This is a genomic window from Ruegeria sp. AD2(2025), from assembly GCF_056542385.1.
Genome location: NZ_JBQFZS010000002.1, coordinates 262,126 through 276,687 on the forward strand (window position 1 = coordinate 262,126; position 14,562 = coordinate 276,687).

Annotated in this window: 12 protein-coding genes; 5 read left to right on the top strand and 7 right to left on the bottom strand. The window is 61.4% G+C overall.

Features of this window, described 5'->3' with window-relative positions:
- Window positions 1-2: 2 nt before the first annotated feature.
- From ACR1XV_RS06435 to acs, 5 genes are all read right to left on the bottom strand, one after another.
- A complete protein-coding gene (locus ACR1XV_RS06435) occupies window positions 3-1,826 on the bottom strand; it encodes a DUF294 nucleotidyltransferase-like domain-containing protein (RefSeq protein ID WP_480529563.1) in 1,824 nt (607 codons plus the stop codon).
- Window positions 1,827-1,934: 108 nt separating this feature from the next.
- A complete protein-coding gene (locus ACR1XV_RS06440) occupies window positions 1,935-3,719 on the bottom strand; it encodes a sodium:solute symporter family protein (protein WP_480529564.1) in 1,785 nt (594 codons plus the stop codon).
- Between the two features lie 4 nt (window positions 3,720-3,723).
- The gene (locus tag ACR1XV_RS06445) at window positions 3,724-4,008 is read right to left on the bottom strand and encodes a DUF4212 domain-containing protein (RefSeq protein ID WP_480529565.1); all 285 of its coding nucleotides are present in this window, start codon (window positions 4,006-4,008) and stop codon (window positions 3,724-3,726) included.
- Between the two features lie 182 nt (window positions 4,009-4,190).
- A complete protein-coding gene (locus tag ACR1XV_RS06450) occupies window positions 4,191-4,874 on the bottom strand; it encodes an adenylate kinase (RefSeq protein ID WP_480529566.1) in 684 nt (227 codons plus the stop codon).
- Window positions 4,875-4,881: 7 nt separating this feature from the next.
- Window positions 4,882-6,846, bottom strand: a complete 1,965-nt coding sequence (acs, locus tag ACR1XV_RS06455; protein WP_480529567.1) for an acetate--CoA ligase — start codon at window positions 6,844-6,846, stop codon at window positions 4,882-4,884.
- Between the two features lie 399 nt (window positions 6,847-7,245).
- On the opposite strand from acs, the gene ACR1XV_RS06460 reads away from it, so the two are divergent.
- The 3 genes from ACR1XV_RS06460 to ACR1XV_RS06470 all read left to right on the top strand — a co-directional run bounded on the left by ACR1XV_RS06460 (window position 7,246) and on the right by ACR1XV_RS06470 (window position 10,360).
- Window positions 7,246-8,262, top strand: a complete 1,017-nt coding sequence (locus tag ACR1XV_RS06460) for a C4-dicarboxylate TRAP transporter substrate-binding protein (RefSeq protein ID WP_480529568.1) — start codon at window positions 7,246-7,248, stop codon at window positions 8,260-8,262.
- A 61-nt stretch (window positions 8,263-8,323) separates the two neighbouring features.
- Window positions 8,324-8,953 (top strand): TRAP transporter small permease subunit, encoded by a 630-nt coding sequence (locus ACR1XV_RS06465; RefSeq protein WP_480529569.1) that lies wholly within the window; start codon window positions 8,324-8,326, stop codon window positions 8,951-8,953.
- A 3-nt stretch (window positions 8,954-8,956) separates the two neighbouring features.
- Window positions 8,957-10,360 carry a TRAP transporter large permease gene (locus ACR1XV_RS06470; protein WP_480529570.1) on the top strand — a complete coding sequence of 468 codons (1,404 nt, stop codon included), beginning with the start codon at window positions 8,957-8,959 and terminating at the stop codon, window positions 10,358-10,360.
- 222 nt (window positions 10,361-10,582) lie between these two features.
- Here ACR1XV_RS06470 and ACR1XV_RS06475 read toward each other — a convergent pair whose 3' ends face one another.
- Entirely contained in the window at window positions 10,583-10,906 is a 324-nt protein-coding gene (locus tag ACR1XV_RS06475; RefSeq protein ID WP_480529571.1) for a HesB/IscA family protein, read from the bottom strand.
- On the opposite strand from ACR1XV_RS06475, the gene ACR1XV_RS06480 reads away from it, so the two are divergent.
- Complete coding sequence (locus ACR1XV_RS06480) at window positions 10,905-12,125, top strand: deoxyguanosinetriphosphate triphosphohydrolase (RefSeq protein ID WP_480529572.1); 1,221 nt, start codon at window positions 10,905-10,907, stop codon at window positions 12,123-12,125. The genes ACR1XV_RS06475 and ACR1XV_RS06480 overlap by 2 nt on opposite strands.
- On the opposite strand, the gene ACR1XV_RS06485 is transcribed toward ACR1XV_RS06480, so the two are convergent.
- Window positions 12,126-12,674, bottom strand: coding sequence for a putative pterin-binding protein (locus ACR1XV_RS06485; RefSeq protein ID WP_480529838.1), 549 nt, complete (start codon window positions 12,672-12,674; stop codon window positions 12,126-12,128). It lies immediately after the preceding gene.
- 136 nt (window positions 12,675-12,810) lie between these two features.
- On the opposite strand from ACR1XV_RS06485, the gene argS reads away from it, so the two are divergent.
- Window positions 12,811-14,562, top strand: a complete 1,752-nt coding sequence (gene argS, locus ACR1XV_RS06490) for an arginine--tRNA ligase (protein WP_480529573.1) — start codon at window positions 12,811-12,813, stop codon at window positions 14,560-14,562.

Below are 14,562 nucleotides of genomic sequence, written 5' to 3' on the forward strand. Positions count from 1 at the left end.
TCTTAGCCCAGCATTCCTTTGCCGTGGCCCACCGCCGATTGCATTGTTTTTACCACCACGAAGGCGTCGCGCAGATGACTTCGCTCAAAGTCCGACAACTCGGACGGCGGCAGGTAGTTGTCCGGCGCGGCGCCCGATTTGACCAGCCGGACCTGATGCTCCAGCCGGGTTTCGGCGATCAGGTCATAGGCGTCCAGAAGGTCGCGCGCGCCCGACGGGCTAAGGACACCTGCAGCCTCGGCTGCGCTGAGCCGGGCGCGGGTGTTAGCCTCGGTCAGCCGCCCTTGAAGGCTGTAGACCCGGGCCAGATCGACCACCGGAACCACGCCGTTGTGCTTGAGGTCCAGCGTATTTCGATGCTCGCCTGAGCGGATGGTGGCAAACCCGCGCAGCAGGCCCAGCGGGGGTGTGTGTTTCAGCGAATTTGACACCATATGCGCCACAAAAATCGAGTTCGCGTTGGCTGCCGCGAGCGTATCGGTCTGCAGATCGGTGAACAGCGCGAAGGTGCCGCCGATCGGTCGCAAATCGAACATGACCGAGGCCAGCATCTGCGCCTCGGGGTTGGGTTTGGCGATCCAGCCTTTGAAATAGTCGCGCCACACGCGCACCGGCTGGCACCAGCGCGGGTTGGTCGCCATCATGTCGCCGGGGCAATAGAAATATCCGCAGGTGTCCAGCCCGTCCGAGACGAACTTGGCCAGTTCGGCGAAATAGGGCATCTGGGCCTCGGTCACGCTGTCATCCAGCATCAGGCAGTTGTCCTGATCGGACACGCCTGTCTGTTCCTGCCGACCCTGTGATCCGCAGGCCAGCCACAGATACGGCACCGGCGGCGGGCCCAGCTTGGCCTCGGCCAGTGTCAGCAGGCGGCGGGTTGCGGTGTCGGCGATGTCGGTGATCAGGCGGGTGACGATCTCGTGCCGGTTACCGCCCGCCACAAGCTGCACCAGCAGTTGCGGGATCTCGGCGGTGACGACAGCCATTTCCGTGGCGGTATCCGCCCGCGCGATCCGGCGCACCAGTTCGGCGGAACTGACGGCCTGATAGTGGGTCAGGTCGGTCTGCGTGACCATGCCGACCAGCCGACCGCCCTCGGCGATGGGGATGTGGCCGATGCCGCGTTCCATCATCACATGCAGAACGTCCGAGCCGATATCGGACGGCGACAGGGTGGTCGGATTGCGGGTCATGATGGCCGAAACCGGGGTTGCCGCGGGCATGGCGTCAGCCACGTATTTGCCCGAGACATCACGCAGGGTCGCAATGCCCTGCAGGGTGTCACCCTCGGTGACGCACAGCGATGAGATATGGCGGTCGCGCATGATCTGCGCGGCGGTCTGAACCGGCGTGTCGGGCGCGCATGTTGCCGGGTTGCGGGCCATCAGAGTATCCACCGCGCTGGTGGCCAGGCTGTGCGGTCCGATCCGGTTGCCGCGCGTCCGGTTGAAGAATTTCGAAACGACATCATGCCCGGCAATCAGGCCGCGCACCAGATCGGGGGGCAGCACGATCAGGACCGAGGGCGTATGCGCCTGCGCCTTGGTCGCGGCTTTGCCATCCTTCAGAAGACCGCGTTCGCCGAACGAATTGCGCAGGCCCAGATGGGACACCACAGCACCGTTTTCATCCGTGATTTCGACCTGTCCTTCATAGATGACAAACACACCGGGCATGGCGTGGCCCAGTTCGTACACCGACGCGCCTTCGTCGATTTCCCAGACGTCGATATGCTTGGCCAGATCGTCCAGCGCCTCGGCGGGCAACGAATCGTAGGGGTGGACGGATTTCAGAAACCGCGTGATCTCGTCATGGGACAGGGGCATGGGGTGTCTCCGGGGTTCTGAATGAAAAATCCCGCCCGGTGGAATGCCGGGCGGGAACAGTGGATCGAAAAATGCGGTCAGAGGCAAGGGCCGCCGACCGCATTAAACTCAGTGATCCTGAGCCGCGCCCGCACCACGGGGAATGCGGATGCTTTCGACCATATCTTTGATCTCCTGCGGGGTCTCTTTGGTCATGCCGGCAACCACGTAGGCGACACCGAAGTTGACCATTGCACCGATGGCACCGAACGAGGTCGACTTGATCGGGCCCAGCAGCGGGTCAGCATCGGTGAACGAGTTGGTGCCCGGAATGAACAGCCAGCCCTTATGCAGGAAGATGTAGACCAGTGTGACGACCAGACCGGCCAGCATGCCAGCAACCGCGCCGGTGTTGTTGATGCGGGTCGAGAAGATCCCCATCATCAGCGCCGGGAAGATCGAGGCAGCCGCCAGACCAAAGGCCAGAGCAACAGTCTGCGCCGCGAAGCCCGGAGGATTCAGACCCAGATAGGTTGCCACAACGATGGCCACAGCCATTGCGATCCGTGCCGACAGAAGCTCGCCTTTTTCCGAGATCTGCGGGTTGATCGCGCCCTTGATAAGGTCGTGGGACACAGCAGACGAGATCGCCAGCAACAGGCCCGCAGCGGTCGACAGAGCGGCAGCCAGACCACCTGCAGCGACCAGACCGATCACCCAACCCGGCAGGTTGGCGATCTCAGGGTTGGCCAGAACCAGGATGTCGCGGTTGAACTTGGTCAGCTCGTTACCGACCCAGCCTTTTTCTTCCGCAATCGCCTGCATCGATTCAGACTTGTCGTTATAGTACTGAATCTTGCCGTCACCGTTCTTGTCTTCCCAGTCCAGCAGACCGGTTTTCTGCCACGTGGCCATCCAGTCATAGCGCGGATCGGAGTCAATTTCTTCGACCGAGACAGCGCCACCTTCGATGCCACCATTGGGCCACATCATGTCGGTGATGTTCAGACGCGCCATTGCGCCAACCGCAGGGGCGGTCAGGTACAGCAGAGCGATGAACACCAGCGCCCAGCCAGCCGACCAACGTGCGTCGGACACTTTGGGAACGGTGAAGAAGCGCATGATGACGTGCGGCAGACCCGCGGTACCGATCATCAGCGACAGGGTGAACAGCACCATGTTCAGCGTGTTCGAGTGGTGGGCGGTGTAATCGTTAAAGCCCAGCTCGGTCACGATGGCGTCCAGCTTGGTCAGCAGGGGCTCACCACTGGCGGTGTCACCAAACAGACCCAGCGCCGGAACTGGAGTGCCGGTCAGCTGCAGCGAGATGAAGATCGCCGGGATGGTGTAGGCGGTGATCAGCACGCAGTATTGAGCGACCTGAGTATAGGTCACACCTTTCATCCCGCCAAACACCGCGTAGGCGAACACGACTGCGGCACCGATCAGAAGACCCGAAGTATTGGACACTTCGAGGAAGCGGCCGAAGGCCACGCCAACGCCGGTCATCTGACCGATCACGTAGGTCACCGAAGCCACGATCAGGCAGACAACCGCCACGATACGTGCGGTTTGGCTGTAGAAACGATCGCCGATGAATTCCGAGACGGTGAACTTGCCGAACTTGCGCAGGTAAGGTGCAAGCAGCAGCGCCAGCAGCACGTAGCCACCGGTCCAACCCATCAGGAAGGTCGAGTTGTCATAGCCGGTAAAGGCAATCAGGCCTGCCATCGAGATGAACGAGGCCGCGGACATCCAGTCCGCCGCTGTCGCCATACCGTTGGTGACCGGGTGAACGCCGCGACCGGCGGCGTAGAATTCCGATGTGGAACCCGCACGGGCCCAGATCGCGATGCCGATATACAGCGCAAAGGACGCGCCGACAAACAGCAGGTTGATGGTAAACTGGTCCATGCTGTTACTCCTCGTCGACGCCGTATTCAGCGTCCAGCTTGTTCATGCGCCAGGCGTAGTTGAAGATCAGCACCAGAAAGACCAGGATCGATCCCTGCTGAGCGAACCAAAAGCCCAGATCGGTTCCGCCCACGGCGATCCCCGACAGCATCGGACGCAGCAGAATGCCGAATCCAAACGACACCAGCGCCCATATCACGAGGCTGATGTAGATAAGACGCAGGTTGGCCTGCCAATAGCCCTTGTCGGACTCGGCAGCCTGCGCTGAGTTGGTTGAATTATCCGCCATCGCGGGTTCCTCCTTGCTTGCTCGTTTGGCGGCCCGGTGCCCAATCCTCCAGTGCGATGGGCCGCTTCTCGATTGTGCCAAACGCCGATTGGCGCCGGGCAAAACTCCACCGGTCCGCCAAGGCGGGTCCATTGAAGTATTCTCTTTCAGGATCAAAGCCTTAAAAGGCCTCTCTCCTCCCCTTAGTTCATGACCTCGCCCACAAGGTCTTGCAGGTTGCGGGCGATGTCGTCGATCTGTCCCATGGCGTCTGTCCGTTTCAGAACGCCCTGTGAGTGGTAGTAATCAATCAGCGGCGCAGTCTGCGCGTGATAGGCTTCAAGCCGCGAGGCTACGGTTTCCGCGTTGTCATCCGCGCGGCGCTTGAACTCGGTGTGACCGCATTTGTCGCATTTGCCGTCGACGGCGGGTTGCTTGAACGTGTCGTGAAACCCTTCGCCGCAGCCCGCACAGGTGTAGCGGCCCGAGATCCGCGTCACCATCTCGGCATCCTCAACCTCGAGGCTGATGGCGGCACCGATCTTCTGATCGCTTGAGGCCAGCAATCCGTCCAGCGCCTGCGCCTGAACGGTGGTGCGCGGAAAGCCGTCCAGAATGACGCCCTTGGCGCAATCCGGCTCGGCCATGCGGTCGCGCAGGATGGCGATCACGATGTCATCGCTGACCAGATCGCCGGCTTCCATTACGGCCTTCGCGGCCTTACCTGCCTCGGTCCCGGCGGCAACGGCAGCGCGCAGCAGGTCACCGGTGCTGAGTTGAACCAGTCCGAACTGATCCTCCAGCATACGGGCCTGTGTACCCTTCCCGGCGCCCGGAGGGCCGAGAAGGATCAGAACGGCGGGGGCGGTGGTGGCTGTTGCGTCCATCACACCCTCACTTATTCGCGCGGTTCTTGATCAGATCATCGACGACCGACGGATCGGCCAGCGTCGACGTATCGCCCAGCGAGCCAAAATCGTTCTCGGCGATCTTGCGCAGGATGCGGCGCATGATCTTACCTGAGCGGGTTTTGGGCAGGCCCGGAGACCACTGGATCACGTCGGGGCTGGCAATCGGGCCGATCTCGGTACGGACCCAGGTGCGCAGCTCTTTCAGCAGCTCATCCGACGGCTCGCGATCATTCATCAAGGTGACATAGCAATAGATGCCTTGTCCTTTGATTTCATGGGGGTAGCCCACAACGGCGGCCTCGGCCACGGCGGCATGGGCGACCAGCGCGCTTTCCACCTCGGCGGTGCCCATACGGTGGCCCGAGACATTGATCACGTCATCGACGCGGCCGGTGATCCAGTAATCACCATCCTCGTCGCGGCGGCAGCCGTCACCGGTGAAGTAGTACCCCTTGTAGTCCGAGAAATAGGTCTTTTCGAACCGCTCATGATCGCCCCAGACGGTGCGCATCTGGCCCGGCCAGCTGTCTTTGATGCACAGAACGCCTTCAACACCGTTGCCCGAAATCTCGACACCCGATTGCGGGTCCAGAACCACCGGCTGCACGCCGAAGAACGGTTTCTGCGCCGCGCCGGGTTTCAGCGCATGTGCGCCGGGCAGGGGGGTCATCATGTGCCCGCCGGTCTCGGTCTGCCACCAAGTGTCGACGATGGGGCACTTACCTTTGCCGACCACGTCATTGTACCAGTTCCAGGCCTCGGGGTTGATCGGTTCACCCACGGTGCCCAGCAGGCGCAGATCGCTCAGGTTGTGCTTTTCGACCCATTCATTGCCCTGACCCATCAGCGCGCGGATCGCGGTGGGGGCGGTGTAGAACTGGTTGACCTTGTGCTTGGCGCAGACCTCCCAGAAACGACCGGCGTCGGGATAGGTCGGCACACCCTCGAACATCAACGTGGTCGCACCATTGGCCAGCGGGCCATAGACGATATAGCTATGGCCGGTGACCCAGCCCACATCGGCGGTGCACCAGTAAACGTCGCCCTCGTGATAGTCGAAGGTGATCTCATGCGTCAGCGAGGCATAAACCAGATAGCCGCCGCTTGTGTGCACGACACCCTTGGGCTGACCGGTCGAGCCTGAGGTATACAGGATGAACAGCGGGTCCTCGGCGCTCATTTCGGCCGGGGCGCAATAGTCGTCGGCCTCAAGCGCCATTTCGTTATAGTCATAGTCGCGGTTGGCGATCCATGTGGTCTGGTCACCGGTGCGCTTGACCACCAGGCACTTCACAGTGTCCTTACAGTGCAGCAGCGCCGCGTCAGTGTTCGATTTCAGCGGCGTTTTGCGGCCGCCGCGCGGGGCGTGGTCGGCGGTGATGACCACCTTGGCGTCACAGCCGTTGATCCGGGCCGCCAGCGCGTCAGGCGAGAACCCGGCGAAAACGATCGAGTGGATGGCGCCGATGCGGGCGCAGGCCAGCATGGCATAGGCCGCCTCGGGGATCATCGGCAGGTAAATGATGACGCGGTCGCCCTTACGCACGCCCATCGATTCCAGAATGTTGGCCATCCGGCAGGTGCGGCGGTGCAGCTCGGCATAGGTGATGTGCTGCGCCTCATCCTTGGGATCATCGGGTTCCCAGATGATCGCGGTCTGGTCGCCGCGTGTCTTCAGGTGACGGTCCAGACAGTTGGCCGAGACGTTCAGCGTACCGTCCGCATACCAGTTGATCCCGACCGAGCCGAAATCATAGCTGACATCCTTGACCTGCGTGTAAGGCTTAATCCAGTCAATCCGCTTGCCTTGCTCACCCCAGAAGCCCTCGGGGTCGTTGATCGAGGCGGCGTACATATCCGCATATTTGTCGGCATCGACATGGGCGCGGGCCACGGTCTCTGCGGATGGCGGATATACGTTGGCATCTGCCTGGGCAGCGGTAGTCATTGTTGAGGCTCCTCCCTCTGGACTGGATTGTGTTGGTTCGACGTTGCCCGCGGATCAGGCCATATCGATCCTGCTTCCTCCCCAAGCTGGATAATACGGAGTTCGGAAAAGAAATAAATAAATTGCCGTAATGTCAGCATTTGTTTGTAAATAAATTTCAAGATTTGCATGTAACTTGTAAATAAATTCGGTGCTGATTGAAAATATCTTTGTTAATCAATGCCTAAACTGTAACGCGCTTCGGGCTGTTATGCGTCGTGGCCAGGTTGTTGCCAGTCCACACTCGTCGTCACAACCCGGATCGGGGTGGCCGGACGCGGGGGTTGGCACATTCGGGGCGACGCGCTAGCTTCAACCTCAAGCGCCTCGGGAGGGGGCGCATCAATGGGAGAAATCACTATGAACAAGATGTTGAGCGGCGCAGCCGTCGCCGCCCTGAGCATGGCGTTTGTCACCGAGGCCGCGGCGACCGAATGGAACGCCTCGGTCTGGGGAAAACGCCGGGCCTTTACCGAGCATGTGGAGAAGCTGGCGGAGCTGGTCAGCGAGAAAACCGGCGGCGAGTTCACCATCAATGTAAGCTATGGAGGCCTGTCCAAGCCCCGCGAAAACCTCGACGGGATCGAGATCGGCGCGTTCGAGATGGCGCAGTTCTGCGCGGGCTATCACCGCGACAAGAACCGAGCGATCACGGTTCTGGAGCTGCCGTTCCTCGGTGTGAACACGTTGGATGAAGAGGTGGCCGTCAGCCACGCCGTCTATGACCATCCGGCGGTCAAGGACGAGATGGCGCAATGGAATGCGCGCATCATCATGACCTCGCCCATGCCGCAGTATAATCTGGTCGGCACTGGTGAGGCGCGCGACAAGCTGACCGATTTCGAAGGGATGCGGGTGCGCGCCACCGGCGGTCTGGGTCAGGCGTTCGAGGCGGTCGGAGGTGTGCCCACATCCGTCCCCGCGACCGAGGCCTACAATGCAATGGAATCCGGTGTCGTCGACACCGTGGCGTTCGCCCAGCACGCGCATCTGTCCTTCGGCACGATCAACGAGGCCGACTGGTGGACCGCCAACCTGAACCCCGGCACGGTGAACTGCCCGGTCGTGGTGAATATCGACGCCTATGATGCGCTGTCCGACGAGCACCGGGAAGCGCTGGACAGCTCGATTGACGAGGCCATCGCGCATTATCTGGCCAATTACGGGGGTCTGCTTGAAAAGTGGGACGGAGTGCTGGCCGAGAAGGGCGTCGAGAAGGTGATGATCGACGACGCCGTGATCGCCGAGTTCCGCGCCAAGGCCGCTGATCCGATCCGCGAAAAGTGGATCGCGGATATGGCCGCTCAGGGCTTGCCCGCGCAGGAGCTTTATGACCTTGTTCAGGCCACCCTGCAGCAGCAGCGCGGCGGCAACTGATCGCTTGGCCGGGGGCCTCTCGCGGGTGCCCGGCCTCTCCGACAGATAAAGGAACACGCGGATGGCAGGACATGCCACGGTGCTGGAGGATAGCAGCCTTCTCAGCCGTCTGGACCGCGGTCTGCTGCGGATCGAGCGGGCCTTGGCGCTGATCAGCGGGCTTGCGGTGTTCGGGCTGATGGTGCTGGCGGTCGTGTCGGTCAGCGGGCGTAATGCGCTGAACGCCCCCTTGCCGGGCTACGTGGACTGGATCGAGCAGGCGATGCCGCTGATCGCCTTTCTGGGCATCTCATATGTGCAGCGCGATGGCGGGCATATCCGTATGGATATCGTGATCTCGCGGCTGAAGGGCAGGGCGCTGTGGCTGTTCGAACTGATCTCGGTCCTGCTGATCCTGATCCTGATGCTGGCGCTGGTCTGGGGCAGCTGGTCCCATTTCGACCGGTCCTTCGATTTCTCGGCCCCGCTCTGGAGCCGTGACAGTTCCATCGATATCGGTATCCCGATCTGGCCCGCCAAGCTGTTGGCCCCCGTCGCCTTTTCGGTACTGAGCGCGCGGCTGATCCTGCAGATCTGGGGCTACGGCCGCGCCTTTGTTCTGGGTGTCGAGCACCCGGTTGCTGTGCCGCTGATACAGGATGCGGCCGCTCAGGCCGCAGCCGAGGCCGAGCAGTACGAAGGGCACAGTTGACCAATGGACACGATTGAAATCGGCCTCTGGATCACGGGCGGGTTGCTGGTGCTTGTGGTCACCGGAATGCGTGTGGCCTTTGCGGCGGGGCTTGCAGGGTTGGTGGGGCTGGTCTGGATCTTCTGGGCCAAGTTCGGCTATGATCCGGGCCGCTTTGGCAAGGCGCTTACCATCGGGATTAAGACTGCGGGGCAGGTGCCCCATTCGAAAGTGGCCTCGCACACACTCAGCCTGATCCCGACCTTCATCCTGATCGGCTATCTGGCATATTACGCCGGGCTTACGCGCGCGTTGTTCGAGGCGGCAAAACGCTGGATCGCCTGGGTCCCCGGCGGGCTGGCGGTGTCGACCATCTTCGCAACCGCGGGGTTTGCAGCGGTGTCGGGCGCGTCGGTTGCGACCTCTGCCGTCTTCGCCCGGATCGCCATCCCCGAGATGCTGGCCGTGGGCTACAACAAACGCTTCGCCGCCGGAGTGGTGGCGGCTGGCGGAACTCTGGCCTCGCTGATCCCGCCCTCGGCCATCCTGGTCATCTACGCCATCATCGTGGAGCAGGACGTCGGTAAACTGCTGCTCGCAGGGTTTATCCCGGGCGCGTTTTCGGCGGTGATCTACGGCCTGCTGATCGTGGGGATCGCTGTTGTCTTCAAGTCCGTGGGGCCGCCGGTGACGGGCTTCAGTTGGAAACAGCGGCTGGCCGCCCTGCCGGGTGCCCTTCCGATCGTGGCCGTGATCCTGATTATCATCTGCTTCGTCTACAACCCCTTTGGCGATCAGGCCTGGGGTACCCCCACCGAGGGCGGCGCAATTGGGGCCTTCATCGTATTCTGCTTCGCCCTGGTCCACGGGATGCGCTGGCCCGAGTTCAAATCGGCCCTGCTCGAGACTGCCAAACTGACCGCGATGATCTTTGCGATCATCTGGGGCGTTCTGATCTACGTGCGGTTTCTCGGCTTTGCGGACCTGCCGGGCGCGTTTTCTGACTGGATCACCTCGCTTGAAATGTCGCCGATGCTGATCCTGATCTGCATCCTGCTGGCCTATGCGGTGCTGGGCATGTTCATGGACGCAATCGGAATGCTGCTGCTGACCCTGCCGGTCGTCTACCCCGCGGTCATGGCGCTGAACGGTGGTGAAACGGTCAGCGCCGCCGAAAGCGCCTTTGGCATGTCGGGCCCGATGTGCGCGATCTGGTTCGGAATACTGGTGGTTAAGATGGCCGAGTTCTGCCTGATCACCCCACCCATCGGCCTGAACTGTTTCGTTGTCGCGGGGGTAAGGCCCGACCTCAGCGTGCAGGATGTGTTCAAAGGGGTCACTCCATTCTTCATCGCGGATGCCCTTACCATCGCGCTGTTGGTGGCTTTTCCGGGCATTGTCCTCTACCTGCCATCCTTTGCCGGGTAGCAAACGTTTTTTGCGAGGCTCTGCCTCGCGCTCCGGGATATTTTTAGCCAGATGAAGTAATGGATCCTTAACCAATCCGCGGGAGATTTCATCTGCGGTACAGGCGGGGACGCCGATGACCGCGCCAGGTGAAGCTCTCCGGCGTCACGGTCGGAGAGTGGATCCCTGCTTCATCTGGCCAAAAATATCCTGGGGGTGTGGGGGCAAAGCCCCCGCCGGTCGCTACATCGAAAAAGAGGTGCCGCAGCCGCAGGAGGAGGTGGCGTTGGGGTTTTCGATGACAAACCGCGCCCCGATAAGTTCTTGCGTGAAATCAATCACCGCATTCTCCAGAAACGGCAACGAAACAGAGTCGACGATGACCTTCTGGCCCAACCCCTCCAGCACGAGGTCGTCTTCACGGGGTTGGTCCAGCGCGATTTCGTATTGAAAACCAGAACATCCGCCGCCTTCTACCGCAACGCGCAGGGCCTGACCCTGATCGGCGGCTCCGATCTCGGCCAGGCGTTCAAAGGCGCGATCTGTGACTGTTGGGGGCAGATTCATGCCGGACTCCAAAGGTTTATTTCCTCAGCGCTCTACAATATATGAAATCCAGAGACAGGCGACAAGGACAAGACCATTGGAGCGAGCGGGTTTTGCCTCGGATCCGAGCCGCGCGCGGGGGCGGCTGGTACCCGAGGACGAAAGCAGTTTCCGGTCATGCTTTCAGCGAGATCGGGACAGGATTATTCATGCCAGCGCCTTTCGGCGGCTCAAGCACAAGACGCAGGTTTTTGTCGAACATGAGGGCGACAGCTATCGCACCCGTCTGACCCATTCGATTGAGGTCGCGCAGGTGGCACGGACCATTGCCGGGGCGCTGGGTCTGAACCCCGAACTGACCGAAGCAGTGGCGCTGGCCCATGACCTGGGGCACACGCCGTTCGGCCATACCGGTGAGGATGCCTTGCACGCTTTGATGGCGCCTTACGGTGGGTTCGATCACAACGCGCAGGCCATTCGCATCGTCACCCGGCTAGAACGTCACTATGCCGAGTTCGATGGCTGCAATCTGACCTGGGAATGTCTGGAAGGGATCGCAAAACACAATGGCCCCGTTGTGGGGCAATTGCCCTGGGCGCTGGCCGAGTGCAATCAGGGGTTCGATCTGGAACTGCACACACATGCCAGTGCCGAGGCGCAGGTGGCGGCGCTGTCTGATGATGTCGCCTACAATAACCACGATCTTCTAGATGGGCTGCGGGCTGGCTTGTTCACGGATGAAGAGATTCAGCAACTGCCCATCGTGGGCGACTGTTACGCTGAGGTGGACCGGAAATACCCCGGTCTCGACACCTATCGTCGCCGGCACGAGGCGCTGCGCAGGGTGTTTGGGGTCATGGTTTCGGATGTCATAGAGACCTCTGCAGACCTGATCGCGCGATCCGGTGCGCAGTCGGTTGATGACATTCGCCATCTGGGCCATCCCGTGATCCGCTTTTCGGCCGGGCTGTGGGCGCAGCTGAGACAAATCCGGGCGTTTCTGTTCGCCCGCATGTACCGTGCGCCCAGCGTCATGGCCGTGCGCGCGCAGGTCAGCAAGGTGGTCGAGGAGCTTTTCCCGATCTACCTGAATGACCCCCGGCAAATGCCCGCGCGCTGGCATCCGGATATCGAAACCGCGCGCGATGAAACGGCGTTGGCACGGATTGTTTCGGATTACATCGCCGGGATGACGGACCGCTTTGCTCTGCAGGACCACGCCCGGCTGACAGGGGGCTGACTACTCGATCCCGATATAGGCCAGCGCCCAGACCTGTTGCCCGGCCTGTTCCTGCGCCAGATCGGCATCGTCGGTGGGCGGGAAGACGATCATCGTCGGCCCATAGCCCCCGATCCCCATCGGCGCACCGTCTGCATGGGTCGCGACGATGGGTTGGTGTGCTTCGATGCTGGGCCATGGGATTTCGGCCTGATAACCGTCCAGCGCCATGGGCAGGGCCGATTTGCCGGTGGCCCCTGCCATGGCCATGACCTCGGACAGCAGCGGGCCCGAGAAGGTGTAGTCGCGCTGATGGCCTTCGGGGCCATAGGGGATGGTGATTTCGACCTGCGCAAGCCCGTCCAGCATGGCGGCGTCAAAACCGGCGGCCCCGTCATGGGTGACCTCAAGAAACCCAAGTAATCCGCCGTCATTTTCGCCCCGCGCGGGCAGGTTGGTTTCGTCAACCGCGCCGCCCAGCGTCAGGATCACATGGCCCTGCGGTGCGGGCATTTCAGCCCAGACAGAAGAGGCGGTCAGCAACAGGGTAAGGGGCAGGGCAAGGCGCATCACTGGGGGCTCCGGCGGTTGTATTGCAAATAGGACATTACCGGTCTGCGCGGCTGAACCAAGTGCAAACTTTAGGCGTCCATTGACCTTGGCGCTTTGCGTGATAAACCGCACGGCAAGCAGAAGGACATTCGAAATGAACCTGTTTTCCGAGATCCGCGTCCTTGTTCTGGACGCGCTGGCACAAATGCAGTCCGAAGGCGCGTTGCCCGAGGGGTTGAGCTTTGACAATGTGGCGGTCGAACCTCCGCGCGATGCGGCGCATGGCGACATGGCGACCAACGCGGCGATGGTACTGGCCAAGCCCGCCGGACTGAAGCCTCGCGACATTGCCGAAGCTCTGGCAGGTAAGCTGGCGGCGGATGACCGGATCACCAGCGCCGAGGTTGCAGGCCCCGGGTTCCTGAACCTGCGACTGGCGTTGCCGGTCTGGCAGGGCATTGTGGGATCGGTTCTGGAAAAGGGCACGGATTACGGCAAGTCTGACATGGGCGCGGGCAAAACTGCGAATGTGGAATTTGTCTCGGCCAACCCGACGGGACCGCTGCATGTGGGCCATTGCCGCGGCGCGGTGTTCGGCGATGCGCTGGCGGGTCTGCTGGATTATGCCGGGTTCGACGTCACCCGGGAATACTGGGTCAATGATGGCGGCGGGCAGGTCGATGTGCTGGCGCGGTCAGCCTATGAACGCTACCGCGAGGCCAACGGGCTGGAATTCGAGGTGAAAGAAGGGCTGTACCCCGGCGATTACCTCGTGTCGGTGGGCGAAGCGCTGAAAGAGAAGTTCGGCGACAGCATGATCGACAAGCCCGAGGCCGACTGGCTTGTCACCTTCCGCGATTTCACCATTGACGAAATGATGCGGCAGATCCGCGAAGATCTGGGCATGCTGGGGGTTCAGATGGATGTCTGGACGTCCGAGCGGTCTTACTACGACAGCGGCAAGATCGAAAAGACGCTGGAAGAGCTCAAAGAGATGGGGCTGGTCTATCGTGGTGTGCTGGAACCGCCCAAGGGCAAAGCCCCGCCCGAGGACTGGGAACCGCGCGAACAGATGCTGTTCAAGGCGACCGAGTATGGCGACGATGTCGACCGCCCGGTGCAGAAATCGGATGGCGGCTGGACCTATTTCGCGCCCGATCTGGCGTATCACTATGACAAGATCAAGCGTGGCTTTGATGTCATCATCGACGTGTTCGGGGCTGATCACGGCGGCTATGTCAAGCGGATGAAGGCGATTGTGGCCGCTCTGGACCATGAAAAGCGGGTGTCATTCGACATCAAGCTGACGCAGCTTGTGAAGCTGTTCAAGAATGGTGAGCCGTTCAAGATGTCGAAACGCGCAGGGACGTTCATCACCCTGCGCGACGTGTTGGAGCAGGTCGGCCCCGACGTCACCCGCTTTGTCATGCTGACCCGGCGCAACGATGCCTCGCTGGATTTTGACTTTGACAAGGTGCTGGAACAAAGCCGCGAGAACCCGGTGTTCTACGTCCAATACGCCCATGCCCGCGTCATGAGCGTGCTGCGCCGCGCCGCCGAGGCCGGGATCGACGCGCAGGATGCGGCCCTTGCCGAGGCGGATCTGGGCAAGATCGAGCATGGTGCGGAACTGGCCGTTGCGAAGAAGCTGGCGGAATGGCCAAGGTTGGTCGAGATCGCCGCCCGCACCAACGAGCCGCACCGGGTTGCCTTCTATCTGTATGAACTTGCAGGGGATTTCCATGCGCTCTGGAACAAGGGCCATGACGAGGTCGGGCTGCGTTTCATCCAGGATGGCGATGTTGCCACAAGCCAGTCGAAAATCGCATTGGCCCGCGCTGTTTCTGTTGTGATTTCAGCGGGCTTGGGTATTCTTGGCGTTACCCCGGCGCAGGAGATGCGGTAA

What these genes read in the sequence shown, in the direction of transcription:
- ACR1XV_RS06435 (WP_480529563.1), bottom strand. Translation starts at nt 1,826, where the DNA reads ATGCCCCTGTCCCATGACGAGATCACGCGGTTTCTGAAATCCGTCCAC.
- ACR1XV_RS06475 (WP_480529571.1), bottom strand. Translation starts at nt 10,906, where the DNA reads ATGAATCTGCCCCCAACAGTCACAGATCGCGCCTTTGAACGCCTGGCC.
- ACR1XV_RS06470 (WP_480529570.1), top strand. Translation starts at nt 8,957, where the DNA reads ATGGACACGATTGAAATCGGCCTCTGGATCACGGGCGGGTTGCTGGTG.
- ACR1XV_RS06465 (WP_480529569.1), top strand. Translation starts at nt 8,324, where the DNA reads ATGGCAGGACATGCCACGGTGCTGGAGGATAGCAGCCTTCTCAGCCGT.
- acs (WP_480529567.1), bottom strand. Translation starts at nt 6,846, where the DNA reads ATGACTACCGCTGCCCAGGCAGATGCCAACGTATATCCGCCATCCGCA.
- ACR1XV_RS06440 (WP_480529564.1), bottom strand. Translation starts at nt 3,719, where the DNA reads ATGGACCAGTTTACCATCAACCTGCTGTTTGTCGGCGCGTCCTTTGCG.
- ACR1XV_RS06485 (WP_480529838.1), bottom strand. Translation starts at nt 12,674, where the DNA reads ATGCGCCTTGCCCTGCCCCTTACCCTGTTGCTGACCGCCTCTTCTGTC.
- ACR1XV_RS06480 (WP_480529572.1), top strand. Translation starts at nt 10,905, where the DNA reads ATGCCGGACTCCAAAGGTTTATTTCCTCAGCGCTCTACAATATATGAA.
- ACR1XV_RS06460 (WP_480529568.1), top strand. Translation starts at nt 7,246, where the DNA reads ATGAACAAGATGTTGAGCGGCGCAGCCGTCGCCGCCCTGAGCATGGCG.
- ACR1XV_RS06450 (WP_480529566.1), bottom strand. Translation starts at nt 4,874, where the DNA reads ATGGACGCAACAGCCACCACCGCCCCCGCCGTTCTGATCCTTCTCGGC.
- ACR1XV_RS06445 (WP_480529565.1), bottom strand. Translation starts at nt 4,008, where the DNA reads ATGGCGGATAATTCAACCAACTCAGCGCAGGCTGCCGAGTCCGACAAG.
- argS (WP_480529573.1), top strand. Translation starts at nt 12,811, where the DNA reads ATGAACCTGTTTTCCGAGATCCGCGTCCTTGTTCTGGACGCGCTGGCA.